21 protein-coding genes are annotated in these 25,658 nt (G+C 64.2%); 8 read left to right on the forward strand and 13 right to left on the reverse strand.

The genetic code is table 11. From position 1 onward, the window contains the following. Nucleotides 1-3: 3 nt before the first annotated feature. Nucleotides 4-1,254: a 3-oxo-isoapionate-4-phosphate decarboxylase OiaX gene (oiaX, locus tag LB543_RS11300; RefSeq protein ID WP_224614151.1), complete on the reverse strand. Its 1,251-nt coding sequence runs from the start codon at nt 1,252-1,254 to the stop codon at nt 4-6. Between the two features lie 189 nt (nt 1,255-1,443). Here oiaX and LB543_RS11305 point away from each other — a divergent pair, with 189 nt between their 5' ends. Continuing rightward, nucleotides 1,444-2,157 (forward strand): transcriptional regulator NanR, encoded by a 714-nt coding sequence (locus tag LB543_RS11305; RefSeq protein ID WP_140813064.1) that lies wholly within the window; start codon nt 1,444-1,446, stop codon nt 2,155-2,157. A 10-nt stretch (nt 2,158-2,167) separates the two neighbouring features. Here LB543_RS11305 and LB543_RS11310 read toward each other — a convergent pair whose 3' ends face one another. The 10 genes from LB543_RS11310 to LB543_RS11355 all read right to left on the reverse strand — a co-directional run bounded on the left by LB543_RS11310 (nt 2,168) and on the right by LB543_RS11355 (nt 15,191). Next, nucleotides 2,168-4,006, reverse strand: a complete 1,839-nt coding sequence (locus tag LB543_RS11310) for a hypothetical protein (protein ID WP_224614152.1) — start codon at nt 4,004-4,006, stop codon at nt 2,168-2,170. Further along, a complete protein-coding gene (locus LB543_RS11315) occupies nt 4,003-5,037 on the reverse strand; it encodes a Gfo/Idh/MocA family protein (RefSeq protein ID WP_224614153.1) in 1,035 nt (344 codons plus the stop codon). The genes LB543_RS11310 and LB543_RS11315 overlap by 4 nt, the downstream gene beginning before the upstream one ends. Before the next feature lie 2 nt (nt 5,038-5,039). Then, a complete protein-coding gene (locus LB543_RS11320; protein WP_224614154.1) occupies nt 5,040-6,104 on the reverse strand; it encodes an ABC transporter permease in 1,065 nt (354 codons plus the stop codon). Beyond that, complete coding sequence (locus LB543_RS11325; protein WP_224614155.1) at nt 6,104-7,648, reverse strand: sugar ABC transporter ATP-binding protein; 1,545 nt, start codon at nt 7,646-7,648, stop codon at nt 6,104-6,106. Before LB543_RS11325 ends, LB543_RS11320 begins: the two co-directional genes overlap by 1 nt. After that, complete coding sequence (locus LB543_RS11330) at nt 7,645-8,307, reverse strand: DUF2291 family protein (RefSeq protein ID WP_224589715.1); 663 nt, start codon at nt 8,305-8,307, stop codon at nt 7,645-7,647. The genes LB543_RS11325 and LB543_RS11330 overlap by 4 nt, the downstream gene beginning before the upstream one ends. A gap of 143 nt (nt 8,308-8,450) precedes the next feature. Next, nucleotides 8,451-9,392, reverse strand: coding sequence for a D-ribose ABC transporter substrate-binding protein (locus LB543_RS11335; protein ID WP_224614156.1), 942 nt, complete (start codon nt 9,390-9,392; stop codon nt 8,451-8,453). Between the two features lie 262 nt (nt 9,393-9,654). Then, nucleotides 9,655-10,482 carry a phosphogluconate dehydrogenase C-terminal domain-containing protein gene (locus LB543_RS11340; RefSeq protein ID WP_140757665.1) on the reverse strand — a complete coding sequence of 276 codons (828 nt, stop codon included), beginning with the start codon at nt 10,480-10,482 and terminating at the stop codon, nt 9,655-9,657. 107 nt (nt 10,483-10,589) lie between these two features. After that, nucleotides 10,590-11,624, reverse strand: a complete 1,035-nt coding sequence (locus LB543_RS11345; RefSeq protein ID WP_224614157.1) for an ABC transporter permease — start codon at nt 11,622-11,624, stop codon at nt 10,590-10,592. Beyond that, nucleotides 11,621-14,095 carry an ATP-binding cassette domain-containing protein gene (locus LB543_RS11350; RefSeq protein WP_224614158.1) on the reverse strand — a complete coding sequence of 825 codons (2,475 nt, stop codon included), beginning with the start codon at nt 14,093-14,095 and terminating at the stop codon, nt 11,621-11,623. Before LB543_RS11350 ends, LB543_RS11345 begins: the two co-directional genes overlap by 4 nt. Before the next feature lie 73 nt (nt 14,096-14,168). Next, nucleotides 14,169-15,191 (reverse strand): ABC transporter substrate-binding protein, encoded by a 1,023-nt coding sequence (locus LB543_RS11355; RefSeq protein WP_224614159.1) that lies wholly within the window; start codon nt 15,189-15,191, stop codon nt 14,169-14,171. Nucleotides 15,192-15,544: 353 nt separating this feature from the next. Between LB543_RS11355 and nanR the strand changes: the two genes are divergently transcribed. The 4 genes from nanR to LB543_RS11375 all read left to right on the forward strand — a co-directional run bounded on the left by nanR (nt 15,545) and on the right by LB543_RS11375 (nt 19,370). Beyond that, nucleotides 15,545-16,258: a transcriptional regulator NanR gene (gene nanR / locus LB543_RS11360; RefSeq protein WP_140757662.1), complete on the forward strand. Its 714-nt coding sequence runs from the start codon at nt 15,545-15,547 to the stop codon at nt 16,256-16,258. A 104-nt stretch (nt 16,259-16,362) separates the two neighbouring features. Then, nucleotides 16,363-17,628: a ribulose-bisphosphate carboxylase large subunit family protein gene (locus LB543_RS11365; RefSeq protein ID WP_224614160.1), complete on the forward strand. Its 1,266-nt coding sequence runs from the start codon at nt 16,363-16,365 to the stop codon at nt 17,626-17,628. A gap of 44 nt (nt 17,629-17,672) precedes the next feature. Continuing rightward, a complete protein-coding gene (locus tag LB543_RS11370) occupies nt 17,673-18,518 on the forward strand; it encodes a phosphogluconate dehydrogenase C-terminal domain-containing protein (RefSeq protein WP_224614161.1) in 846 nt (281 codons plus the stop codon). A gap of 54 nt (nt 18,519-18,572) precedes the next feature. Further along, nucleotides 18,573-19,370, forward strand: coding sequence for a sugar phosphate isomerase/epimerase family protein (locus tag LB543_RS11375; RefSeq protein ID WP_224614162.1), 798 nt, complete (start codon nt 18,573-18,575; stop codon nt 19,368-19,370). An 11-nt stretch (nt 19,371-19,381) separates the two neighbouring features. Here the strand turns inward: LB543_RS11375 and mtnA are convergent, their stop codons facing one another. Together mtnA and mtnK are read right to left on the reverse strand one after the other, a co-directional pair. Then, complete coding sequence (gene mtnA, locus LB543_RS11380; RefSeq protein ID WP_224614163.1) at nt 19,382-20,476, reverse strand: S-methyl-5-thioribose-1-phosphate isomerase; 1,095 nt, start codon at nt 20,474-20,476, stop codon at nt 19,382-19,384. After that, a complete protein-coding gene (gene mtnK / locus LB543_RS11385; RefSeq protein WP_224614164.1) occupies nt 20,473-21,747 on the reverse strand; it encodes an S-methyl-5-thioribose kinase in 1,275 nt (424 codons plus the stop codon). The genes mtnA and mtnK overlap by 4 nt, the downstream gene beginning before the upstream one ends. A 137-nt stretch (nt 21,748-21,884) precedes the next feature. On the opposite strand from mtnK, the gene LB543_RS11390 reads away from it, so the two are divergent. From LB543_RS11390 to LB543_RS11400, 3 genes are all read left to right on the forward strand, one after another. Next, complete coding sequence (locus tag LB543_RS11390; protein ID WP_224614165.1) at nt 21,885-23,396, forward strand: sugar ABC transporter ATP-binding protein; 1,512 nt, start codon at nt 21,885-21,887, stop codon at nt 23,394-23,396. Nucleotides 23,397-23,477: 81 nt separating this feature from the next. Then, nucleotides 23,478-24,473, forward strand: a complete 996-nt coding sequence (locus LB543_RS11395; RefSeq protein ID WP_224614166.1) for an ABC transporter permease — start codon at nt 23,478-23,480, stop codon at nt 24,471-24,473. 49 nt (nt 24,474-24,522) lie between these two features. Continuing rightward, nucleotides 24,523-25,575: a substrate-binding domain-containing protein gene (locus LB543_RS11400; protein ID WP_140757655.1), complete on the forward strand. Its 1,053-nt coding sequence runs from the start codon at nt 24,523-24,525 to the stop codon at nt 25,573-25,575. Nucleotides 25,576-25,658 lie beyond the last annotated feature (83 nt).

Here is a 25,658-nt window from a genome sequence, read left to right on the forward strand (position 1 = left end):
TGCTCATGCTGCCTTGCCGTCGCCGAACTTTTCGATCGACCGGGCCAGTTCGATGTGATCGCGGGCATAGTCCGCCAGCGCAATGCCCTCGACGGCGGCTTGCCAGGCTTGCAGCACGGCCCGTACGCCGGCGCCGGGCCCGTCCGGATGGCTGACGATGCCGCCGCCGCAGAGGTAGAGAAGGTCGACCGTGCGGCCGGTGCGCTCATAGGTTTCTGGCGCCTGGCCGCCCCACTGGCCGGAACAGGCGACGGGCAGTGCGCAATCGTCTGGTGAGAACAGCGGCGTCGTCACAGCCTCGAAGGAGCGGATGAAAGAATCATCCGGCTCCCAATATTTCGAGCCGATGCCGTTGATCTGGAACTGGTCGACGCCGAGCAGCCGCCAGAATTGCTGCCAAACCTTGAAATCCATGCCGAGGCCGGGATGGCGTGTGAGGATGTCCGAGCCATTGCGGTGCGCATGCAGCACCAGCCCGGAGCGCTTCCTCAGATAAGCCATGCCGCCGAAGCCGGTCGAGTTGATGTTGACCACAGCGCAGTTGCCGCCGGCTTCGAGCACGAGATCATGGTTGCGCATCATCTCGTCTGGATCGGCATGCGAGATGCCGAAGGCGTACATCACCTTCTTGCCGGTCTTCTGCTCGTGGTCGAGGATCAGCGGCATGATCGCCTTCACCCGTTCCGCGAGCGGCGAATAGGCAGGGCTCATCAGCTTCTCGTCGTCCTTGATGAAATCGACGCCGGCCTCGATCAGTTCGCCCACCATTTCGGCCGTCTCATGCGGCCTGAGCCCCAGCGCCGGCTTGACGATGGTGCCGATGATCGGGCGGTCCTCGACCCCGGTCAGCCCGCGGCTGCCGGCCAAGCCGAACTGCGGGCCCGGATGGGTGCCCCGGTATTGTTCCGGCAGCTTCATGTCGATGACGCGGATGCCGGACAGGCCCCTGATCGAATAGGTGCCGCCGATGGCGATGGTCATCAGCGCCGACAGGTCGGTGCCGATGGCGTCGAACGGAAAGGCGATGTCGACGTCGGCGCGCCTGAAGGGCCCGTTGCCGGATCCCGGGAGAGACGGTTGCGCGGCATCGGGCAGGTGCCGGATCGCCAGCACGCGCGCCGCCACGCGCGCCTTCAGTTCCTCGGTCTCGCCCGGCAGCGCGACGAAGGTCCCGGTCGACTGGTCACTGGCGATCTTGGCCGCCAGCGCCTCGATGCTGCCAGAGGTTTCGATGCGATAGGTAAGCGTGATCATGGTCGGCCGGCCGCTCGAAAAGGGTTCGAAAAAAGTTTCGTCGCGCAGGAAATCTGGTATAATGAGTACATAAGTATTGCAAGAAATATCCGAGCCTCGGCATTGGAGCGACCCGCTCCAGGCGCGGGCATTCCGGTAATCCTGCCGGGAATGCTAAACAGGAACCGGGCCAGGGAGTGATTCGTCACGATGAACCGTTCGGAGCCGATCGTCCGGCGCAAACTTTCCGACGAAGTCTTTGCAAGACTGAAGCGGCTGATCACCAGCGGCGAACTGCAGCCGGGCGACGACATGCCGTCCGAGCGCGAGTTGATGGAGCGCTTCGAGGTCGGCCGGCCGGCGATCCGCGAGGCCATGCAGGCGCTGAGCAATATGGGGCTCGTCGCCATCTCGCATGGCGAGCGTGCGAAGGTGCTGCAACTGACCGCCAAGTCGATCATCAAGCAGGTCGATGGTGCGGCCAAGATCATCCTGTCCTCGTCCAGGGACACGCTGGAGCACCTGAAGACCGCGCGCATCTTCTTCGAGCGCGGCATGGTCAGGGAAGCCGCGGAAAAAGCCACATCGGAGGATGTGCAACTGCTGAAGGCGACCGTGGCCGAGCAGCGCGCCGCGCGCGGCGATTCCGAAGCCTTCATCTCCGCCGACATGAAGTTCCATACCCAGATCGCATCCATTTCAGGCAATCCGATCTATGTCGCCGTCAGCGAAGCCACGCTGGGCTGGCTGAAGGAATACCACACTGAAATGCTGATCTGGACCGGCAAGGAAAGATACACGTTGACCGAGCACGAGGAGATCATCGACCGCATCGAGCGCGGGGATGCCGACGGCGCCGAGAAGGCGATGATCAAGCACCTCGAACGCTCGCGTGCGCTCTATGTGATGAATTCCGAGAAGTAAGGCTGTTTGCCTAACCGATCCTGGTAATCGCATAGGGCGACATTATGAGATCGCCCTGGCCAAGCGCGAAAGCGTCGACCGGGACGTCGTTGGCCGTCAGGTTTGCCAGCCATACGATGGTTTCTCCTGAGGCGGAGCGGCCGGCCAGCGCCAGAACCCGCGTCTCGTCGCTCGTCGTGGCGGAAACATGGGTTAGCCCGGCCAACTCACAAAGCCCTTCGATGGCGCGGAAGATCGGCCGCGACGTTCCTTGCGCGACGGGTTCGCCCGATTCCGCGACCACGCCGAACGGCCCGCTGAAGCTGGACAGTGTCAGCATCTCCAGTCCCGCCGGCGCGACGCGCGCGGCATAGCCGATCGTCCATGCGGCGGCGAACTGCGCGGCATGGCGGGGATCGCGGTTCGCCATGGCGATGCGCTGTCCCTGCGGATTGTCCTTGGTCGCGCCGCCATAGGGGTTCTGGCGCATGGCGATCGTCGATGGCCCGATCCGGTACGGCTTTGTCCCGAAGATCGCCCGGGTGGACCGGGTGATGAAGGGCAGCGCCTCCAGCGACTGCATGACGCTGAGATCGTCGGCGGCATGCACGATCGGACAGGTGCAGTGGGTGATGAAATCGAGCTGGTCGGCCGGAACGCGCTTGCGGTTGAGCTCGGTGAAATAGCTGAACATACCGCCGCCGAGACGGAGGCCGGGAAAGGCGCGGCGCGCCGCGGCGTAGACGTCCTCGAGCGGCGGACATGCCGGCCAGGCGCTGCCCGGCGGGGTCGACTGGCGGTCGACCGCGGGCGACACCGCGATGGCGTCGAGCCGCAGACCCGCCCGGCGTACCATATCGGCGACATCGGAAAGTTCGGCGTCGAGATCGCCGGTGCAGGCGACCACGCATTCCAGCGTCGTCGAAGCAGGATGGGCGGCGGCGAGGCGGGCATGGGCGCGCAGCGCTTCGAGGCCGTGGCCGCGCGTCGGGTCGAAGTGGAAAAGCAGCTGCCGGGGACCAAGCCTTCCCAGCATCGGCAGGTCGGCAAACGCCGCCTCGACATCCTCGGGATAGATCACGATGCCGATGTCAGGCAGCTTCGAGCCGGCCTTGCCGAGTTCGACGCGGACCGGTCCGGCCGGCGCTGCCGAGGTATGCGCGTTGGCATCGCCGGTGATTTGCAGGCTGATCGTCTGGCGCAGGGCTTGTCTGGCCGGCAGCACATAGGGCCAGGGCAGCGCCAGCGGCCGCACATAGGTCTTGTAGGAGGCGTCAGACCAGTTGCGCTGGTCTTCCATCTCGAATGTGTCGCCTTCCATACGGCATTGCGCGACAACGCCGGGCCGCACCTGATGCGTGATGGCGCGCAAATCCTTGAAGGGCTGCCAGGGGTCGACCAGATCGGGCAGTTCCGTCTCGACCACGCTGCCGTCGATGTGCTCGACCGTCACCGGGCAGCCGGCAAGGCCAGCGATCGGATGCAGGATGCAGAAGCCGCAGCGGTTGGTTTCGAAATTGCTCTGCGGCAATGCGGTCACATCGAAGACCAACCTGCCGTCGGCGGAGCCTTCGATCGTGGCGTGGAAGACGAGCCGGCTGCCATCTGGGCCGAGGCAGCTTGCCGCGTAGCTGACGGAGAAACGGTTGTCCTTCTGGTCGATGGTGAGGTCCGTCAGGTCGGGCTCATAGGTGCCCCAGTCGCGGTCGCGCACGATATAGGCGATGGCGCGCAGCACTTCGGTGCCGCCATGGCGGATGGTGCGCAGATTGCCGTTGACCAGTTCCGCGCTCAATGCGCCCGCGCGCAGCGTGACCGGCTTGGGCTCGACCGCGCGCGTGCCGTAGAGCTGGAAAGCGTCTGGTGTCATCTCAGCAAGGCGTCGATCTGCACCGGCTCGCGGCTCGCGGCACTCGCATAGGCGGCCTCGACCAGGGCAAATGTCTTGAGATTATCCGCGCCCGAGGTCGCCGGTTCCTGGCCTGATGCAAGGCAGTCGATCCAGTGCTGCTGGATGGCGGCAACGCTTTCCTGGATGTTGTGCCAAGGCCGCGAGGCCCAGGGCAGCAGCGGCGGAGAGACATCGCTCACTCTGGTTCCGCTCTTGCCGGTGACGGTCAGCCTGTAGCCCTGTGTCAGCCGGATCGTGCCGTCGCTGCCGTCGAGTTCGATGAGCGTTTCCGGGAACGGCTCTACTGCAAGCTTCGTCGCATAGCTGCAATCGACCACCGAGGTGGCGCCGCCGACATGGTCCATGAGCATCGTCGCGACATCCTCGCCGGCGATGGCGGGGTTGATGCGCGTTGTCCGCGCGGTCAGGCTCGACACATCGCCGAGCAGGAAGCGGGCGATGTCGAGAATATGAATGCCGAGATCCTCGATGATGAAGCGCTTGCCCGTCGCCAGATAGGGCTGGCCGGAAAACACGTCATAGCCGGAGCGGAAGGAGATGCGGCCGAAGAAGGGCGTGCCGATCTCGCCGCTGTCGAGCACCGCGCGCACCGCCTGGATCGGCGACTGCCAACGAAAGTTCTCATGCACCATCAGCGGCACGCCGGCGATTTCGCAGGCCTTCACCATCGCCTTGGCATCACTGAGCGTCGGCGCGAATGGTTTCTGGCAGATGACGGGAACGCCATGCGCGGCAGCCATCTCGACCAGAACACGATGGCTGCCCACCGTGGTAGCGACGTCAACGAAGTCTAGTTTCTCCGCGGCGAACATCGCCGCTGCGTCCGTGTAGCGCCGCGCCACGCCGAACTGGTCGCCGACGATCCGCAGTCGTTCGGCATCGCGGTCGCAGATGGCGACGATCGAGGCGCCCTCGATGTCGCGCCAGGCATGCATCTGGTTGACGGCGAAGAAGCCGCAGCCGATCAGCGCTCCACTTAAGCTCGCCATGCTCAGCCCGCCTTCGCCATCTGCATCAAGGTAACGCGCTGCTGCAGCCGGCGCTGCGCCTGGTCGACGACGACGGCAACGATGATGACCAGGCCCTTGATCACCATCTGCCAGAAGGAACTCACGCCCATCATCACCAGCCCGTCCGACAGAATGCCGATGACGAAGGCGCCGACGATGGTGCCGCCGATCGTGCCGCGCCCGCCCGACATCGAGGTGCCGCCGAGCACCGCTGCGGCGATCGCGTTCAATTCGAAGCTCTCGCCGGTCGCCGGATGCGAGGCCATCAGCTCGGACGAGATGATCAGCCCGACGATCGCGGCGCAGAAGCCGGAGAACATGTAGACGAACATCTTGACCATGTTGACACGCACGCCCGAGATGCGCGCCGCGCGTTCGTTGCCGCCGACGGCGAAGATGTGGCGGCCGAGCGGCGTGTAGCGCGCGAGATAGGCAGCCCCCAGCGCCACCACGATCAGGATCCAGATCGACACCGGCAGGCCGAGCAGCCGCCCGGCGCCGAGGAAGCCGAAGCCGGTGGTGCCGAGTTCCGGCTTGCCGACGAGGTTGGGGAAGGTGCGGCCGTCGGAGGACAGCAGCGCGAAACCGCGGGCGACATAGAGCACGCCGAGCGTGGCGATGAAGGGCGCGACGTTGAGCCTGGTGATCAGCAGGCCGTTGACGGCGCCGATCGCCATGCCGACCAGAAGCGTGATCAGGATGATCTCGAAGACGTTGAAATAGACGGTGTAACCGATCTGCAGGTCGATGCCGTTGAGCACGAGATAGCCGGCCACCATGCCGCATAGGCCGACGATCGAACCGACCGAAAGGTCGATGCCGCCGGTGATGATGACGAAGGTCATGCCCATGGCGAGGAAGGCGTTGAGCGCCACGTGCTTGGCCATCAGGATCAAATTGGCGGCCGAGAGGAAGTTCGGCGCGGCGATCGAGAAGAACACCAGAACCGCGATCAGCGCGATGAAGGTCCTGAGCTTCATCAGCGTCAGCAGCGCGGAACCGCTGGAGGCGGAAGGAGCGGCCGCCTTGGCCGGAATGTCAGTCATCAGCGTTGCTCTCCATGTGCCGGTCCGTGACCCAGCGCCGACGCCGCGACGATCGCCGCTTCCGTCGCCTCGGCGCGATCGAACATGCCGGTCAGTCTGCCATTGCTCATCACCGCGATGCGGTCGGACAGCGCCATCACCTCGTCGAGATCGGAGGTGGCGAACAGGATGCCGAGCCCGTCACGCGAAAGCTTGCGCATGGTGCGGAAGACGTCGGCCTTGGCGCCGACATCGATGCCGCGGCTGGGTTCGTCCATCAAAAGCACTTTCGGTTCGGTTAGCAGCGCCTTGCCGATCACCACCTTCTGCTGGTTGCCGCCCGACAGCGACGACACTTCCTGCACCGGATCGGCGACCTTGATCGCCAGTTCCCGCACCATCTGCACGACGGCCTGCCGCTCGGCGGCGCCGCAAATATGAAACAGGCTGACGAAGCGCGACAGGCTCGCCAGCGTTAGGTTGCTGGCGACCGAGAGGATCGACACCAGCCCTTCGCGCTGGCGGTCCTCCGGTATCAATGCCAGCCCTCGCTGGATACGGCGTGTCGTGTCGCGCTCCTTCACCTGTTTGCCGGCGATGAAGATGTTGCCGCTGGCATGGCCGTGACGGCCCATGATGCAGTCGAACAGCTCGCTGCGCCCGGCGCCCATCAGCCCGTATATGCCGAGGATTTCGCCGGCGCGCAGCGACAGCGAGACATGGTCGACCGCCAGTCCGCCGGTGACGCGCGGCAGGCAGATCTCCTCGGCGCGGAAGATTTCCTCGCCGGGCTGATGGCCGTCGGCCTTGGCGAAATCCTTGGCATCCGAGCCGATCATCTGCCGCACGATCCACTGCGTGTCGACGTTTCTCATTGCCTCCTGGCCGGTGATACGGCCGTCGCGCAGTACGGTGACGGTGTCGCCGATGCGGATCAGTTCTTCCAGCCGGTGCGAGATGTAGACGATGGCGACGCCGCGCGCCTTGAGGTCGGCGATCACCTTGAACAGGATTTCGACTTCCGCCGCGCTCAGCGCCGAGGTCGGCTCGTCCATGATCAGGATCTTGGCGTCGAGCGAAACCGCCTTGGCGATCTCGACCAGCTGCTGCTGGCCGATGCGCAGGTCCTCGACCAGCATGTCCGGCCGGATGCCGGCTTCGAGCCGGTCGAGGAATTCGCCCGCCCGTTTTTCCTGCTCCTTGCGGTCGATCTTGCCCAGCCGGTTGGTGATTTCGCGTGTGGCGAAGATGTTCTCGGCCACGGTCATGTTGCCGAACAGGTTCAGCTCCTGGAACACCATGCCGATGCCGCGCGCCACCGCATCTCCCGACGAGGAGAAGGAAACCTCTTCGCCTTCGAGCAGGATGCGGCCGGCGGTCGGCTGCTCGACGCCGGCGATGATCTTCATCAGCGTCGACTTGCCGGCGCCGTTTTCACCGACCAGCACGTTGACCGCACCCCTGCGCACCTCGAAGTTGGCCTGCTTGACCGCCACCGTGCCGGCATAGACCTTCGAGACGTCCTCGAGCTTGAGGATGACCTCGTGAGCGGCCGCCATGCTCATGGCTTCGGCCCGATCTCGGCCTCCGCCGGCGTCACCAGCGGCAGGTCCTGGCCGCCTTCGATCGTGTAGGCGCCGATCACCTTGGCGGTGCGACCTTCAAGTGCCTCGCGCGGCAGTTTGGACAGCACGGTCTTGTCGGCATAGGCATTGAAGGCCTTGCCGAACTGGGCGAAGTCGATCTGGTTGGTGAAGTCGTTGAACTGGACGAAATCGAGGCTGTCGCGCAGTGCGGTGCCACGCATCGCCGGCCCGATCTGGACGCGCGCATCGGCCTTGCCGTCGCCGTCCACGTCGATGTCCATCGTTGCCGCGCGCGACTGCGTGTTGGCGGCGACGATCTTGCCCTCGACGCGCACCGCGAAGGTCCATGGCGAATTCGCCTGCTTCCTGGGATTGCCATATTTGGCGCCGGCCGCCGCCGGATCCGTCTTCGCCAGCGCATGGACCTCGGCGAACGGCCCGGCTTTCTGCCCGAGATAGGGGATGACCTTCGAGGCCCAGATTTCCTCGACCATCTTGTCCGGGTTGAAGGTGGGCGCCTTGCTTTCCTCCTGTGCCGACGACGTCGGCAGGATCTTGCAGGCGCTGAGACCGATGCCGGCGAGGGCGACAAGCGTCAGCCAAGTGAAAGGGGTCAGCCAGGTCAATCTGTTCGGCATGGCGGTCAAAAAAATCACCCGGAACGTGAAACTGGAGCAATTCCAGGAAAAGTGTGAAGCGGTTTTCCGTGCGGAATTGCGTCAAAACAAAACTGGGCGAGGGGCGAACACGGGTCCGCCCCTCCCTGTTATTTTGCGTCGGCTCAGTTCTTCAACGCGAAGGTTTCCAGCTTGGCGGCGTTGTCGCCGTTGACGAGCACGCAGTCCATCAGCTGCTTCTCCTTCTCGGGCGACTTCTTGTTCTTGATGAAGTCGTTGGCCTGTTCGACCGCCATCTGCGCCTGGGCATAGGCAGGCTGCAGCACCGTCGCCTTGATGCCGCCCGAGGTGATGGAATCGCGCACGTCGTTCGATCCGTCGAAGCCGACGACGATGACATCCTTGCGGTTCGCGGCGGCGAGCGCGGCATAGGCGCCCATCGCCATCGTGTCGTTGCCGGAGATGACGCCCTTGATGTCGGGATTGGCCTGCAGGATCGATTCCATCTTGGAATAGGCCTCGGTCTGGCTCCAGTTGGCCGACTGCTGCGCGACTATCTTCAGGTCCGGATAGTCGTCGATGACGTCGTGATAGCCCTTGGAGCGGATGCCGGCATTGGTGTCGGATTCCTTGCCGACCAGCTCGACGAAATTGCCCTTCTCGCCCATCAGCTTGACGAATTCCTGCGCGCCCAGCTGGGCGCCTTGGTAGTTGTTGGAGACGATCTGCGCCACGGCGACGCCGGTGGCGTTGATCTCGCGGTCGATCAGGAAAGAGGGAATACCGGCGTCCTTGGCCTTCTGCACGGCGGCGACGGTGGCGTCGGCGCCGGCATTGTCGAGGATGATCGCCTTGGCGCCGCGGCCGATCGCGGTGTCGATCAGTTCGGACTGCTTGTTGGCATCGTCGTCATGCACCAGCACCAGCGCCTCGTAGCCGAGTTCCTTGGCTTTGGCCTCGGCGCCGACGGCTTCGGCCTTGAAGAACGGATTGTCGTGCGATGGCGTGATGATGGCGATGAGGTCCGTCGCGTAGGCGGGCATCGCCGTGCCGAGTGCCAGCACGCCGGCGAAAGCCGCAAGCGTCATTCTGCGTGTCAGTTTCATGAAGTCCTCCCGTTTGAAAAGTCTGTGTCTCGATCGATCGAGGCCACTGTCCGCGTTTGAATCCGTCAGGCTGTGAAGGTTGCGGAACGCCTGGGCTCAAGCCGTCGGTCGGCTCCGCCAAAGCAAGTTCCTGTTCCCCGCCATCCTCCACCCGTTTCAGCTTCGAACTCCCGGCGAAGCGTGATTGATCCGAGCGAAGATTAGCTTAGCCAACTGGTATGATGAGTCAATCACAAATTCAGGTGATCTGTACCTGAGGCACTCAAGTGATCCGTTGAATGCTGGCCGCGATCTCTTCCGGCTCGAAGACGCGCTTCCAGTCGTCGCGCATCAGCACCGGCTTGCCGAATTCTATCGCCTTGTTGCAGGCGTCCGAGAACACGCCCTTGGTTTCGCCGAAGATGACGGCGCCGAGCACGTTCATGTGGCCAAGCAGGAAATCGAGCGCCGCCTGCTGGTCGACGCCACGCGCCACGACCTCGTCGACCGCTTCCTTCATGACGACCAGCAGCGAAGCGCATACGGTTTCCGAAAGACCTGGCTCGAGCAGCGCCATCTGTTCGACGGAAACGCGGTGCGAGCGCATTACCGGCGCCCAGATGATCTTGGCGATGGCCTCGCCCTTGGCGTAGTCGGCTTCCGGTCCCTGCATCAGGGCGCTGACCATGTGCTGCTTGGCCTTGACACCACCGAAATAATCCTTCTTGGCCGCCATGTCGGTCTCGTCGTTGAAGATCGGCGGATGGCAGGGATGGGTGACGAAGTAGGTCAGGTCGGGACGATCGGGCAAATGGCCGGCAAACGGTGCGGCCGCGTCGAGCACGATGACCATCGTGCCCGGCGCGAGCTTGCTCTCGATGCTTGTCGCGACCTTGCCGATATGGGTGTCCGGCACGGCCAGGATCACCACGTCGGCGCCTTTCAGCGCCTCGTCGGCGCTGACCGTGTCGAAGCCCAGTCCGGTCTTCAGTCGATCACGCCCGGCCTCGCTGACCTCGACATGGCGGATCGTGTAGGGCGAGCCGCGGAAATTGGTCGAAAGGCGGTAGCCCATTTTCCCGCCGGCACCGAACAGCGCAATCGTCGTCATCTAGCCCTTGCTCCCCTGGTCGGGGACGATGGCGTTGCCGATCGTCACCTTATCCACTGGTATGATCACTCTACCACAACTTGGCAAGAGAAATCATCATCCGCTCGTCATTCCGGTCGGCCTGCCGCCGCGCTTGGCTCGGATTTCACGGTGCCGTCGTCGGCGGCGCGGTCGACGGCGGCTCGACGCGACAGCACCTGCCGGCCGGCCAGCGCCAGAACGAAAATGACGACGATGCCTTGCACGATGTCTTGCGCACCCGGCGGCAGACCGACGATCTGCATGGTGGTGACGATGAGGATCAAAAGGATGCTGGCGAACAGCGTGCCGACGGCGCTCGCCGAGCCGCCGAAGATCAGCGTGCCGCCCAGCACCACCGCGGCAATCGACTGCAAGAGATAGGGCTGGCCCATTTCGAGGAAGGCGCCGCCTATATAGGCGCCGAGCAGTAGCCCGTTGAGCGAAGCCAGCACCGACGAGATAATGAACGCCGAAGCTATGACCCGGTTGTTGCGGATCGCCGCCAGCCGCGCGGCGGTGCGGTTCTGGCCAACCGCCGACAGCAATTGTCCGAACACCGTGTAGCGCAGCACGAAGGCGGTCGCGGCCACGCCAACGATGGCGATGATGGCCATGATCGGCATGCCGGAGACGCGGCCCGTCGCTAGCGTCTTCAGCAGCGGGCTGACGGCAAAACCCGATATGGCGCGGTTCGATAGCAGTGTCGCGGTCGCGAGAACGTAGCCTGTCGCCAGCGTGGCGATGATGGCCGGTATGTTCAGCCCGACGACGAGCAGCGAATTCAAGCCGCCGACCGCGAGGCCGAGCAGGATCGCCGCACCCACGCCGATGGCAAGGTTGGCGTCCTGGCCCTTGATGGTGAGCAGCGCCACGAAGGCGCTGAGCGTGATCACCGACGCCACCGAAAGGTCGATATTGCCGCGCCCGGTGGTGACGACGAACATCTGCCCGATGCCGACGACGGTCAGGAACGAGGCCGACAGCATGATGCCTGACAGGCTGGAGAGGCTGAAGCGGTTTGTGACCACCGAGAGCACCAGCCAAAGTACGAGCACGCCGATCGCCGACCAGACCCAGCGGTTCTTCTGCGCCCAGAGGCTGAAGGCGGCGAGGCCGTTCATTGTTCGCTCCTGCGGTCTGCGGTCAGGCTGCGCAGCGTCAGCAGGGCGATGAGGATCAGCCCTTGCGTTGCCGCGTTGAAGTCGCTGCTCACGTTCAGCGTGCCGAGCAGGGCGCCGATCAAGGCCAGCGTGACCGCGCCGGCGATGGCGCCGATCGGCGAAATGACGCCGCCCAGCAGCGAGCAGCCGCCCATGACCACGGCGGCGACGCTGAGCAGCGTGAACGAGTTGCCGGAATTGATGTCGCTTGCCGTGTTGATCGCCGTCAGCGACAGGCCGGCGGCAGCCGCGAACAGTCCGGCGACGAGGTAGCGCACCAGCGCATAGCGCGTCGGCGACCAGCCGGAGCGGATCATGGCGGTCGGATTGTTGCCGAAGCCGCGCAGCACCACGCCGAGCGGCAGCCGGTCGATCACCAACACCACCAGCGCGACCGCGGCGATGAGGATGATGGAGGTGGGCAGGAAGCCTAGCGACCAGCTGAACATCGCCGACAGCCATTCGGGGCTGGCGCCGCCCGGTGTCGGCTGCAGCGCGTAGCCCAGTCCCATCCAGATGAAGGAGGCGCCGAGCGTGACGACGATGGCCGGGATCTTGCGTGCCTGGATCAGGCCGCCGAGCCCGGCATAGGCGGCGACCGCCGCCGCCAGCGCCAGCGCGCCGAGCCATGGCTGATCGTAGAGCAGCGTGGCGGAGAGCACGCTGACGAGGCCGGCAAAGGCGCCGACGCCGAGGTCGATCTCGCTGCCGCCGACGATGAACATCTGCGCCGCCGTCACCAGCACCAGCGACAGCGCCGGCATCAACAGCAGGTCCAGCCCGAAGATCGAGGCGACCGCCGGGTTGGCCGAGATCATCACCGCCAGCACGGCGGCGAGGCCGATGAAGGGAGCCGCGTTCACCAAGCGGCGGGCAAGCCCGGCGCCGGCGGCACTATGTCCCGCGCCGACGCGCGTTTCCGCCTGCTGGGTGAAGGATACGCCGACGACGGCCGATTCCGTGATCGCCTCGCCGCTCAATTCCTTGACGATGCGCCCGCCTGAAAACACCAGCACGCGGTCGCAGGCCAAAAGCTCGGCATCTTCGGTCGTGTGCCAGACCAGTGTGCGCCCGCTGCGCGCGATCTCGTTGCAGAGCTTGTAGAAGTCCTGCTTGGTGGCGATGTCCACGCCGCGCGTCGGATCATCGAGCAGCAGGATCGGCGTGTCGGCGACGAGGGCGCGGGCGACCAGCGCCTTCTGCTGGTTGCCGCCGCTGAGTTCGAGGATATTGGAGCCGAAGCGTTTGTCGTCGAGCCGCAGCCGGCCGGCCGCATCGGCCGCCGCCTCGCGGCTGGCGCGCTCCGAAACGAGGCCTAGTGCCGGACGGCGTGCAAGGCTGCCGATGCTGATGTTTCCAAGCACGCTCCACAGCGGGAACACGCCTTCCTTCTGGCGGTCGCCGGCAATGAACCCGGCATCGCCGCTCCTGGTGACTGCGGCTCCCCTGGTGGAAACCGGCTCGAAGATGGCGTGCAGCAACTCTTTCTGGCCGCTGCCCTCGAGTCCCGCCAGTCCGATGATCTCGCCGCGGCCGATCGCGATGTCGCGGCCGAGGCCGGCGGTCAGGGAGCCGGACAATTTGACCAGCGCCTCGCCGCTGCTGGCGGCGGCGGCGCTGTGCTGGTGGATTGAATTGGCGTCGCCGCCCATGAGTTGCACAAGTTGGCCGATCGAAGTGTCGGCGACATCTCCGCGCCAGGCGGTACGTCCGTTGCGCAGCACCATCACCTGCGTGGCGATGTCGATGATTTCCTGCAGCTTGTGGCTGATGAAGATGAAGGCGAGGCCGTATCTGGCTCGCTCGCGGATGAACGACCGCAACTGCCTGGAGCGGTCGAGGTCGAGCGAGGAGGTCGGCTCGTCGAGCACGATCAACCTGACGTCGGGCGTTGCGGCGGCGCGCGCGATCTCGACCATCTGCCGCTCGGCGATGGAAAGGTGGCCGACTTCGGCATTCACATCGATGCCGTTGGCGGGAAAGACGGCGTCCAGCGCCGCGCGGGCGCGGGTCCGGTAGAGTGCGCGCCAGCCCGGCCGGTTGGTCGCTTCGCCGGGCGTCTCCAGGAAGAAATTCTCGGCGACGGAAAGATTGGCGCACAGCGACAGTTCCTGATGCACCATGCGGATGCCGCGCCTTTGCGCCTCCGCCGTGTCGTAGTCGGCGAAGCTCACGCCCTGTCCGGCGAACGAAATCGAGCCGAGGGTCGGCGACGTCGCCCCACACAGGATACGCATCAGCGTCGACTTGCCGGCGCCGTTGCCGCCGACCAGGCCGATGATTTCGCCGGCCGAGACGGCGAGGTCGATCTGCGCATTCGCCAACGTCGGGCCGAAACTCTTGGTGATCTGCGACAGCGAGACGACGTTGGGCCTGATGTCGGGCATCGTAGCGGCTGCGCCTTCCGGATCGGCTACGGCGAGATGGGACATTCGTCCTCCGTTTCTTTACGGACAAGGACCGGGCGCGGCGTTTGGCTGCGTCCGGTCCCTGGCAATGGCAGCCTTACTTGCTGAGCAGGTTCTGCTTGACCCAGTCGAGCGAATAGCTGGGGCTGATGATCTGGCCGCCCGGCAGCTTCGCATACTCCTTGAGATTGTTGGCATCGACGGTCGCTACCGGCATGATCATCAGCTTCGGTGCCTTGCCGCCCTTGAGCAGCGAAAGGCCGAGCCAGAGTGCGGCGCCGCCAATGCCCGGTGTGGTGTTCATCGAGACCGTCTGGTAGCCGTTCTTGGCATTCTCGTCGGCCCACCATTTGACGAAGTCGGTGCCGCCGCCGCCTTCGATGATCGGCATCTTGCCGGCATAATCGCCGCCATATTGGACGAAGGCCTGGGCAATGCCGACATCGTCGCTGCCGCCCTGGCCGAGCACGGCGTCGACATGCGGCAGCGAGGGCAGGACGTTGGCGATCGCCGCTTGCGCGACCGAGGCGGTCGCCTGGCCATAGACGGTGGCGACAACCTTGATGTCGGGATATTTCGCCAGCACCGACTGCTGCGCGTTGAACATGTCGTTGTCGGGCGCCGAGCCCTTCACGCCGCGCACCTGGATGACGTTGCCCTTGCCGCCGATCATCTTGAAGACGGCTTCGGCCTGGGCCGCCTTGTAGCCCTTGAAGTCGAAGTTGAGCTGGTAATTGCAGGGCGCCGAAGCAACCGAATCGAAGGAAACGACGATGATGCCGGCCTTGCAGGCCTTTTCGATGATGCCGTTGACCGCGGTTTCCGAAGCGGCGTCGACGGCGAGCACGTCGACCTTCTTGAGGATGAGTTCGGCGATCTGGCTGTTCTGTTGCGCCACCGAGCCGTCACCGTTCATGACGATATAGTCGGCGATCTGACCGGCAGCCTTGGCTTCCTTGGCCGAGGCCTCGAAAGCCTCCACCATCTGATGCCGCCAGGTGTTGCCGTAATAGGCGTTGGCGAGCGCGATTACCGGTGCGTCCGGCGACGCCATCGCCGGCAAGACCGAAACACTGGCGAACGCGGCGCCGGCAAGCGCCGCCACAATTGAAAACTTCATGATTTCTCCTCCCAAAAAACCCGGCCGACCTGATCGGCTCATCCGTCATTTCGTGTCTCTTCCGAAAGACACCATACCAGCTACATGTTATACCAGCATACCAAATAGGCAAGCCGGTCGGAACTCATTTGATTGCGTCGACGGAACCACGGCCTGCCGGGTTCTTCTGTGTCACCCTTGGCCAGTTGGGCCGGTCCGTTGCGGCAACCATGTTTGCCGTCATGTGCCGCGCTGACGTTGGCTATGGCTGGACGTTATGTCATCATATATGTAATGTCAAATAAATGCCGGGACCTTGCCTGTCGGTGCGACTCGGGATCGATTATGCCTGGGAACGATCAGGGGAGATGCGGATGGAGCCGGTCCAGAAGAAGAAGTTGTATGTCGAGGTGCTCGACCGCCTGATGGCGGCGATCTCGACGTCCGAATTCCCGCCCGGTTCCCAATTGCCGTCGGAAAAGGAGCTGATGACGATGATCGGCGTCGGGCGGCCGTCGATCAGGGAAGCGATGCTGACGCTGCAGCAGATGGGGCTCATCAGGATCTCGCACGGCGAACGTGCGCGTGTCATCAATCCGACGCCCGAAGTGATCGTCGACCAGGTCTCCGCGGCAATGGTCATGATGCTGGCGACGAACTCTCGTGGTCTCGAAGAACTCAAGGAAGTCAGGCTCTTGCTGGAAACCGGGCTGGTCCGGATAGCCACGCGGCGGGCCACCGCCAAGAGCCTGGAACGGCTTGCCGAGACCTTGCGCCACTTGCGCGACGCAAAGGGCGACCAGGCACGATTTGTCATTGCCGACATGGAATTCCACGCCGTCATAGCGGAGATGAGCGGCAATTCGATGATTGCTGCCGTGGCCAAGGGCATGCTCGAATGGCTGTCCCGCTTCAAGCGCGATCTCGTGGCCGTGAAAGGCGCCGAGCGCCTGACGGTCGAGGAGCACGAACGGATATACAAGGCAATCGCCAGCGGCGATGCGGAAGGCGCGAGCGCCGCCATGGCCGACCATATCGGTCGTGCCAATGAACTCTATTCGAAACTGGCCGATGGCGGTGGGGGCTGACGGCGGCCAAAATTTTTTGATCAGAAAACTCATGTGATGACATGATGTCTTTTTAGTGGTATCGCTCGCCGCCATGAAAGTTCATTCCAGCCGGGAAACCTGCATTGACCGGTCGCCTCCGCGCCACCTACCTGATCGAAACCCGCTACCCGCCGGAGATTGCAGCGGCCGCGATGGCGGGCGAGCAATCGAGCGGGACGTTCCGCGCCATACCCGGGGAAACGCCGGAACTGTTGCGCCGGTTCGGAGCGCGCGTCGAATTCGTCGAGGATGTTGTCGAGGTTGACGGCGAGGCGCTGCCGTTTTCGCGTTCGCCCAAGAATGCCGCCGCCGCCATACCGCGCCGGGCCAAGGTGGGTCTTTCCTGGAACATCGAGAATACAGGCACCGTGCTGGCTTCGGTCTGGTCGACGGTCCTCGGCAATCTGTTCGAGCTGCATCATTTCTCGGCCATGCGCCTGCTCGACGTCACCTTTCCCGACGCCTTCGCGGATGCCTATCCGGGACCGGCTTTCGCCGTCGAAGGGACGCGTCGCCTGACCGGAGTCGAGGGACGCCCGCTGATCGGCACGATCGTCAAGCCGAGCGTTGGCCTTACGCCCGAAGAGACGGCGGGTCTTGCCGATACGCTGATCGCCGCCGGTCTCGATTTCATCAAGGACGACGAACTGATGGGAGATCCCCCGCATTCGCCGTTTGAACAGCGGCTCGAGGCGGTCATGGCGGTGATAGACAGGCACGCGGACAGAACCGGCCGCAAGGTCATGTATGCTGCCAACATTTCCGGCGACATCGACGCCATGCGCCGCCAGCTGGATCTGATCGAGCGCCGCAGCGGCACCTGCGCGATGCTCGTCCTGAATTCCGTCGGCCTGTCGGGTGTCGTCGAGATGCGTCGTCATTCCGGCGTTGCGCTACACGGCCACCGGGCAGGCTGGGGCCTCTTCAGCCGTTCCCCTGATCTGGGCATGAGCTATATCGCCTACCAGAAATTCTGGCGCCTGGCAGGCATCGACCACATGCACGTCAACGGGCTGTCCAACAAATTCTGCGAACCCGACGAATCGGTGATGGCCTCGGCCCATGCCTGCCTGACTCCGATGCTCGGACGGGCTGACCGCCCCGATACGGTCATGCCGGTGTTTTCGTCCGGACAGACAGCGGTGCAGGCGGGCGAGACCTACGAAAGGCTCGGCTCGAACGATTTCATCTATTGCTGCGGCGGCGGGATCATGGCGCATCCCGGCGGACCGGCCGCGGGCGTTCGAAGCCTGCATGATGCTTTCGAAGCCGCGGCGGTCGGCATTCCCGCGCGCGACTATGCCGCCACGCATCCGGACCTCGAGGCCGCGCTGCGGGCGTTCGGCTGAACCTGCGCCAACCGCGCCATCAAGATGAAATGGGAGAAGAGCAAATGTCGATATCGGTAGCGGTGCTTGGAGCCGGCGGGAAAATGGGCTTCCGCGTAACCGGAAAGCTGATCGGCGCTGGCTATGGTGTCCGTGCCGTGGAGGTCGGCGAGGCGGGCCGCAAACGATTGGCTGAATCAGGCATCGCCGCCGTTGCCATGGAGGAAGGTATTCCCGGCGCCAAGGTCGTGGTGATGGCCTTGCCGGACAACATCATCGGCCAGGTGACGCGGCAGATCTCGCCCATGCTTGCCAAGGGCACCATGATCCTCGTTCTGGATGCGGCCGCACCCTATGCCGGCGACCTGCCGAAGGACCGGCCGGACCTCACTTATTTCGTCGGCCACCCCTGCCATCCACCCTTGTTCGGCGACGAAACGGAGTGGGCCGCGCGTCGCGACTATCATGGCGGCATTGCCAGGCAATCGATCGTCTGCGCCCTGATGCAAGGTCCCGAAGAGCACTACGCGCTTGGCGAGGAAGTGTGCAGGGCGATGTGGTCGCCGATCATCGACAGCCACCACGTCACGGTCGAACAACTGGCGATCCTGGAGCCCGGCCTGTCCGAAATGGTCGCCATGCCTTTCGTCGACACGATGGTCGAGGCGGTCGAGGAGTGCGAGCGCAAATACGGTATTCCCAGGCAGGCCGCGCTCGATTTTCTGATCGGCCATTTGAACGTCGAGATCGCCATGTGGTTCGGCTTCTCGCCGAAAGTGCCGTCCGACGCGGCGCTGCGCTTGATGCGGTTCGCCAAGGGCGTCGTGGTCCGCGACGACTGGCGCGAAGCGCTGTCGCCGGCCAAGGTGAAGGAAGCCTCCGAATTGATCGTCTACGGCAAGGGGGCCTGAGCCCTGCCTTCGCGGATCATATCGGTATCGACCGCGCTCTTCGACGGCTACTCCATGGACTTGGCCGTCGAAGAGATTGCCGCTGTGGGTGCTGCCCATGTCGAGCCGGCCTTCATTCGCGGCTATGTCGATTTCGATGAAGGCATGTTTGCCGACGCGAACGCGTCGCGGTTGCGCCGGACGGCGAAACATGCCGGGCTTGGCATCAATGCCGTGTCGGCTCATCTCGACCTGTCTGGGCCTGATGCCATCGAGGCGTTGTCCCGGCGCATCGGCTTTGCCGCCGGCCTTGGCGCATCCTTCCTGATCACCAATGCCGGCCCGATGACGGACAGCGCGGCGATCCGCACGACGATCGATGCCGTTCTGCCGAGGCTGGAACAGGCTGACATCGTTCTGGCGCTCGAGAACCCCGGACATGGCTGCGGCAATCTGCTCGGCAGCGCGCGATCAGGGGCAAGCTTCATCCGCGCCATCGGATCGCCGCACATCCGCCTGAACCACGACGCCGGCAACATTTTCACCTACAGCGGCGAGACCATGCAGCCGTCGCAAGATATCGCCGATGCCATCGACATGGTCGGCCATGCTCATCTGAAGGATGTCGTCAGCACCGGGGCAGGATGGGCGTTCTGCGCCATCGGCGACGGCTCGGTCGGCTATGAACCCTATTGGGCGATGCTTCCCGCGATGCTGCCGGTCAGCATCGAACTGCCATTGCGATTGGAGCGCCCGGGACGCCGTGATCCTGAGCGACGCAACACGCCCGTCGACATCGCCGCCATTCGCGGCGCCTTGCGGCGCTCGCTGGATTTCGTGAACGCGTTGGAGATCCCGGACGTCGAGTTCTGAGCGCGTCCCGACTATCCGCGTTCGGGGAACATGGCCTTCAGCCCTTCGCGCGAAGCCTTGGCGATGCCGCGCTCGGTGATCAGTCCGGTCACCAGCCGAGCCGGCGTCACGTCGAAGGCGGGGTTCCTTGCCGGCGTCGCTTCGGGCGATACACGCACCTGGGCGATCTCGCCCTTGTCGGTCTTGCCCCAGACCAGCGACACCTCGTCGCCCGAGCGCTCCTCGATCGGGATCTCGGCGAGGCCGTCGCCCACCGTCCAGTCGATGGTGGGAGAGGGCAGTGCGACGTAGAACGGCACGTCATTGTCGGCGGCGGCGAGCGCCTTCAGATAGGTGCCGATCTTGTTGCAGACATCGCCATCGGCTGTCGTGCGGTCGGTGCCGACGATGACCATGTCGATCGCGCCACGCTGCATCAGATGGCCGCCGGCATTGTCGACGATCAGCGTGTGCGGCACGCCGTGGCCCGCCATCTCCCAGGCGGTCAGCTGGGCGCCCTGGTTGCGCGGCCGTGTTTCATCGACATAGACATGGACGGGAATGCCGGCTTCGACAGCGAGGTAGATCGGTGAAGTCGCTGTGCCGTAGTCGACTGTCGCCAGCCAGCCGGCATTGCAGTGGGTGAGGATGTTGACTGGCTCGCCCGGCTGCTTGCGCGCCGCGATCGCCTTGATGATTTCAAGGCCATTCTCGCCGATGGCGCGGTTCAGCCCGACGTCCTCGTCGGCGATTTCACTGGCGCGCCGATAGGCGGCCGCTGCGCGTTGTCCGGCCGGCAGCGGTCGCAGGAAACGCCGCATCTCGTCCAGAGCCCAGCGCAGGTTGATCGCCGTCGGCCGTGTCTCGTGCAGAGTTTCCCACACAATGTCGAGCGCTTCGTCGGACGGATCGTGCGCCATCTGCATGGCGACGCCATAGGCCGCGGTGACTCCGATCAACGGTGCGCCGCGCACCCACATGTCGCGGATCGCGGTGGCGATGTCGGCGACCGTGCCGAGCTTCTCGATGCGGAATTCATGCGGCAGCCAGCGCTGGTCGATGATCTCCACCGAGCGGCCGTCGTCGCCGAGCCAGATGGTCCGATAGTGGCGGTCGCCGACGTTCAAATGCTGTTCTCCCGTTCGATCAGCGCGGCCAGTGTGTTGACCTCGTCGATGCTGTGAATCTGGCGCCGGTTGACGGCGATGTGACGGCCGAATTTCAGCGCCTTCGCCTCACAACTGGCGCGCAGATCTTCATCGGCAATGGTCTCGAAGTCGGCATTGTGGGCGAGGCCGAGGATGCGCCTGTGCACCTCGATGCCGGCAAAACCGAGCAGATCGTCCCAGATCTGGTGCAGGACATTATCGAGCGCCTGCTCGGCGCCCAGCCTGTCGCCCTGATCCTCGAACAGGCTTTTTTGATAGAGCATGCCGGCGCGCTCGGTGCGCCACAGATGCGAGAACTCGGCGCGGAACACCGCCCATGTCTCGACGACGACATCGAGCAGATAGGCGCGCATGGCGTCGCGCTTGCCCTTCTGCTCATGCCCGCGTTGCGAGAAGAACGACATCCAGAAATTGGCGAGCAGCATGCCGACATCGAAGGCCATCGGACCGTAGAAGGCGAACTCCGGATCGATCATCCGCGTTTCCTGGTCCGTGACCATGATCGAGCCGGAATGCAGGTCGCCATGCAGCAGCGTCTCGGCATTGGCGGCGAAGATCTGCTTCAGCCGCTGCGCCTCCACCTTGAGGTCACGGTCGGCCCGCAGTTCGGCCACCAGCCCGTCGAGCTGCGGACTGGTGTGGCGGTTCATCTTGGCGTCGAAATAGGGGTCTGAGAACACCAGGTTCTCGGTGATGTCGCAAAGTTCGACATTGTCGGCGAACAACGCCAGGTCCGCCTTGCGATCCTTGGTCGCCATCGACAGATCGGAACCGCGAAACAGCGTGCGGGCCATGAACAGGCCGATATCCCTGGCAATGTTGGGCAATTGGCGGCCGTCGATCAGGGCGCGCCTCAGAATGATGTGTGGCGGCGCCAGATACTCCATGATGATCAGCGCCTGGACTTCGTCGAAGTAGTAGATCGCCGGCACCGAGCCCGGCGCGCGCGCCTCCTGGCGGGTCAGCGCGTGATACTCGAAGAAGGAGCGTTTGAGCGGCAGCGGCCAGCTGTCGCCGACGAGGCGGACATAAGGCAGGGCTTGCTTGACGATGGCACCGCCACTGGCACCTTCGACGATGAACACCAGGTTCAGATTGCCGTCCCCGACCTCGCGGACCTTCCAGGCGCTAGCATCCTTGCCGATCTTCGCGCACAGCGCCTCGTTCGTACCGAGACGTGTTGCGAGGGTCTCCACCGACAATGCTTCGAACGGCAATTTCCCAGTCATCCTTGTCCCTCCCGCCGATGTGCTCCGATCATAAGGGAGCCTTGGCGGCGAGGCCAAGCTAGGAAGCTGTCTGGCAATTGTCAATCGTGTTGACAATTGCCGACATTGACCATAGCGTCATGGTCAGGGAGGAACGCATGGTCGGCAATGCCGTGTTCCGCGTAGAGGGACTGAGGAAATCCTTTGGCCGCAACGAGGTGCTTGGCGGCATCGCGCTGGACCTCCATGCCGGTGAAGTGACCGTGCTGATGGGCGCCAACGGCGCCGGTAAATCCACCCTCGTCAAGATCGTCAGTGGCGTCTACGAGCGTGGCGGCGGCAGCATGACGCTTGCCGGGCAGGATTTTACGCCGAACACGCCGGCGGAAGCGATCCGCGCCGGCGTCGTCACCGTACACCAGAACATCAATGACGGCGTCGTCGCCGACCTCGATGTCGCCACCAATCTCACCCTCGACAGGCTGAGCGGCAAAGGCGCGCCGACCCTGTTCAATCCCGCTCGCGTGCGCCGTGAGGCCAAGGTAGTCGCAGACCGCATGGGGCTGGCCATTGATCTCAAGGCCCGCGTCAGCGACCTTTCGCTCGCCGATCGCCAGATGGTGGCGATTGCCCGAGCGCTCGCCCATCAGCCGAAGGTGCTGATCCTCGATGAGCCGACCTCGTCGCTCTCCAGCGCCGAAGCCGACAGGCTGTTCGCGCTGGTCGACCGGCTGCGCGAGCAAGGCGTGGCGATCCTCTATATCTCGCACCGCATGTCGGACATCAGGCGGCTCGCGGACCGCATCGTCTCGATGCGCGACGGTGTCGTCTCCGGCGCCTTCGACACCAAGCCGCTCGACTATGAGGGTGCGGTCAACGCCATGCTCGGCCGCAAGATCCATCTCGACCGGATCGTCGCCAGAAGTTCGGCCAGGGCGGTCCTGAGCGTCGAAGAGCTGCGCATCGCGCAGGGTGCCCGGCCGATCTCCCTGACGCTTGGCGATGGCGAAGTCGTCGCCATCACCGGTCTCGTCGGTGTCGGCAAGACCGCTCTTGCCGAGACGCTGTTCGGTGTGCGCCGACCGCTCGCCGGCACCATGACGATGAACGGCAAGCCTTACGCGCCGCGCTCGACGGGCGACGCGATCGCCGCCGGCGTGTTCCTCGTCGCCAAGGATCGCGCAACCAGCGGCATTGTCGGCGGCTTCAACATAGAGCGCAATGTCAGCCTGCCCTTCCTCAAGCGGATGTCCAGTCTGAGTGTCCTCAAACGCCGCCTCGAACGCGCCACCGCACGCCGGCAGATCGAGCAACTCGGCATCGTCTGCCGCTCGGAGAAGGATGAGATGTCGGCCTTGTCCGGCGGCAACCAGCAGAAGGTGATGGTCGCCCGCTGGATGGCGCAGAATGCCGCGCTATTCATCCTCGACGAGCCGTTCCAGGGCGTCGACATTTCGGCCCGCCGCGATATCGCAGCCAAGCTGAGGGCAAGCGCCAATGGCCGCGCCACGCTTTTGTTCGTCACCGAACTCGACGAAGCGCTGGAGACGGCCGACCGCATCCTGGTGATGTCGGAGCACACAATCGTCGGCGAACACCGCAACGCCGATGTCGATCTAGATCGCCTGCTGGCCGAGGTCGCGGGCGGGCCGCTGCACAGCGCCGCCTGAGCGTGGCGGACGATGGAATTGGAATGGAGAGATCATGGGTGGGAGTTGGGTAAAAACGGCAGCGGCGCCGGGGTGCGCGCAATGACGCTGCGCGACTACGCCATCCGCTATGGGTTCATAGTGCTGTTGTTCGGATTGGTCGCTTATTTCGCGATCGCCGCCGACGGGTTCGTCTCGCCGCAAAGCGCCGTCTTCATCTTCCAGTCGGTCGCCATCACCGGCGTGCTGGCGCTCGGCGTTACCGCAACTTTGGTTGTCGGCGGCTTCGATCTGTCGATCGGTTCGGTCGCGACCTCGGCCATGATGGCGGCGGCCTATGTCATGGTGGTGCTGGAGCAGAACGCTTTCGTGGCGGTCATCGTCTGCCTGCTGATCGGCGCCATTGTCGGCCTGATCAATGGCTGGCTGATCGTCTACATGCGCGTGCCGGACCTGCTGGCGACGCTCGGCATGATGTTCCTGCTCGTCGGCCTGCAGCGCATCCCGACAGAAGGCCGCTCGATTGCCACTGGCATGACCATGCCCGACGGCTCGGTCGCCAACGGCAAGTTCTCCGATTCCTTCCTGGCGCTTGGCCGCCACCGCTTCGACTTCTTCATCCCGAACCTCATCCCGGTGTCGGTCGTCGTGCTTCTGGTGCTGGCCGTGCTGATCTGGTTCTTCCTCGAATATACCCGCTTCGGCCGCATGATGTATGCCGTTGGCTCCAATGAGCGCGCCGCCGAACTCGCCGGCGCGCCTGTCAAGGCATACAAGATCTGGGCCTACGTCATTTCAGGAGTTTTTGCCTCGACCGGCGGCATTTTGCTCGCCGCCCGGCTTGGACGCGGCGACATCGCCTCGGGTAATAATCTGCTGCTCGATGCGGTTGCCGCGGCGCTGATCGGCTACGCGGTGCTCGGCGCCGCCAAGCCGAACGCCTTCGGCACCGCCGTCGGCGCGCTGTTCGTCGGCATCTTGCTGCAAGGCCTGACGATGATGAACGCGCCTTACTACACGCAGGATTTCGTCAAGGGCGTGGTTCTGGTCGTCGCCCTTGTCTTTACCTTTGCCCTTTCGGGCAGGGGCAGGAGCTAGCATTCGGCCGGATAGGATTTTGGGTTCAACAAAAGTGGAGGAAAACAAGGTGAACATCACAAGAAGACTTCTGGGGAAGGTGGCGCTCGGGCTGGCCGGCGCAACCATGCTGATGCAGGTCCCGGCGTTGGCCGCGGACAAGCCGGCGCCATTCGACAAGCCCGGCGTCAAGATCGCGCTGGTGCGCTATCTCTCGACCGGCGACTTCTTCCAGGCCTACCTGTCGGGCGTCGAGGCGCAGTCGAAGGCGCTCGGCATCGACCTGCGCGTGCTCGACAGCCGCCAGGACGCCGCCCTTCAGTCCGACATGGTCGACCAGGCCATCGCGCTCGGTGTGCAGGGCATCATCATCCAGCACGGCCTGACGGAATCGATGAAGGACGCCGCCCAGCGCGCCGTCGACGCCGGCATCAAGGTGGTGGCATTCGACGTCAATGTCGAAAACCCCAAGATCCCGCAGATCGAACAGTCGGACAAGGACCTGGCGCGTCTGGCGCTCGAGCAGGCGGTCAAGGACAATGGCGAAAGCTGGAACGCCGGCTATGTCTACGTCGCTGGCATCGCGCCGCTCGACCGCCGCAACGAAACCTGGGTCGACGTGAAGAAGAAATATGCCGGCATCAAGGAAGCCGCCATGTTTGGCACGCTCGACAATCCGATCGCCAACTCGGTCGCCAACCAGGCGCGCTCGGTGCTGTCGGCGCACCCCGACATCAACGTGATGTTCGCCCCTTATGACGAATTCGCCAAGGGCGTGAAGATCGCCGTCGACGAAGCGAGCCTGAACAAGAAGATCAAGATCTATTCGGCCGACATTTCGACGTCCGACATCGCGGCGATGCGCGAGCCTGACAGTGCGTGGGCGGCGACCGCGGCGACCAACCCGGCCGTCGTCGGCCAGGTCTCGGTGCGCGCCCTGGCGCAACTGCTCGCCGGCGAAGATCCCGGCCACAACGTCATCGTGCCGCCGACGCTGATCACCCAGAAGGAGCTGATCGACAAGGACATCAAGAACATGGAAGACCTGTCGGCCAAGCTGCCGCAGTTCGCCCATGCCGATGTCGCCATGCCTGCCTGGATGCCGAACCCGAACGCGAAGTAGCTTTCGGCACAAAACTCTTGCTGGTTGCTGAGTTGAGACGAAATGAAAGCCGCCCTGCAGCAAATCGCTGCGGGCGGCTTTTT

Origin of the sequence: Mesorhizobium sp. ESP7-2 (assembly GCF_020164715.1) — a bacterium.
In the GTDB taxonomy this organism is placed as follows: Bacteria; Pseudomonadota; Alphaproteobacteria; order Rhizobiales; family Rhizobiaceae; genus Mesorhizobium.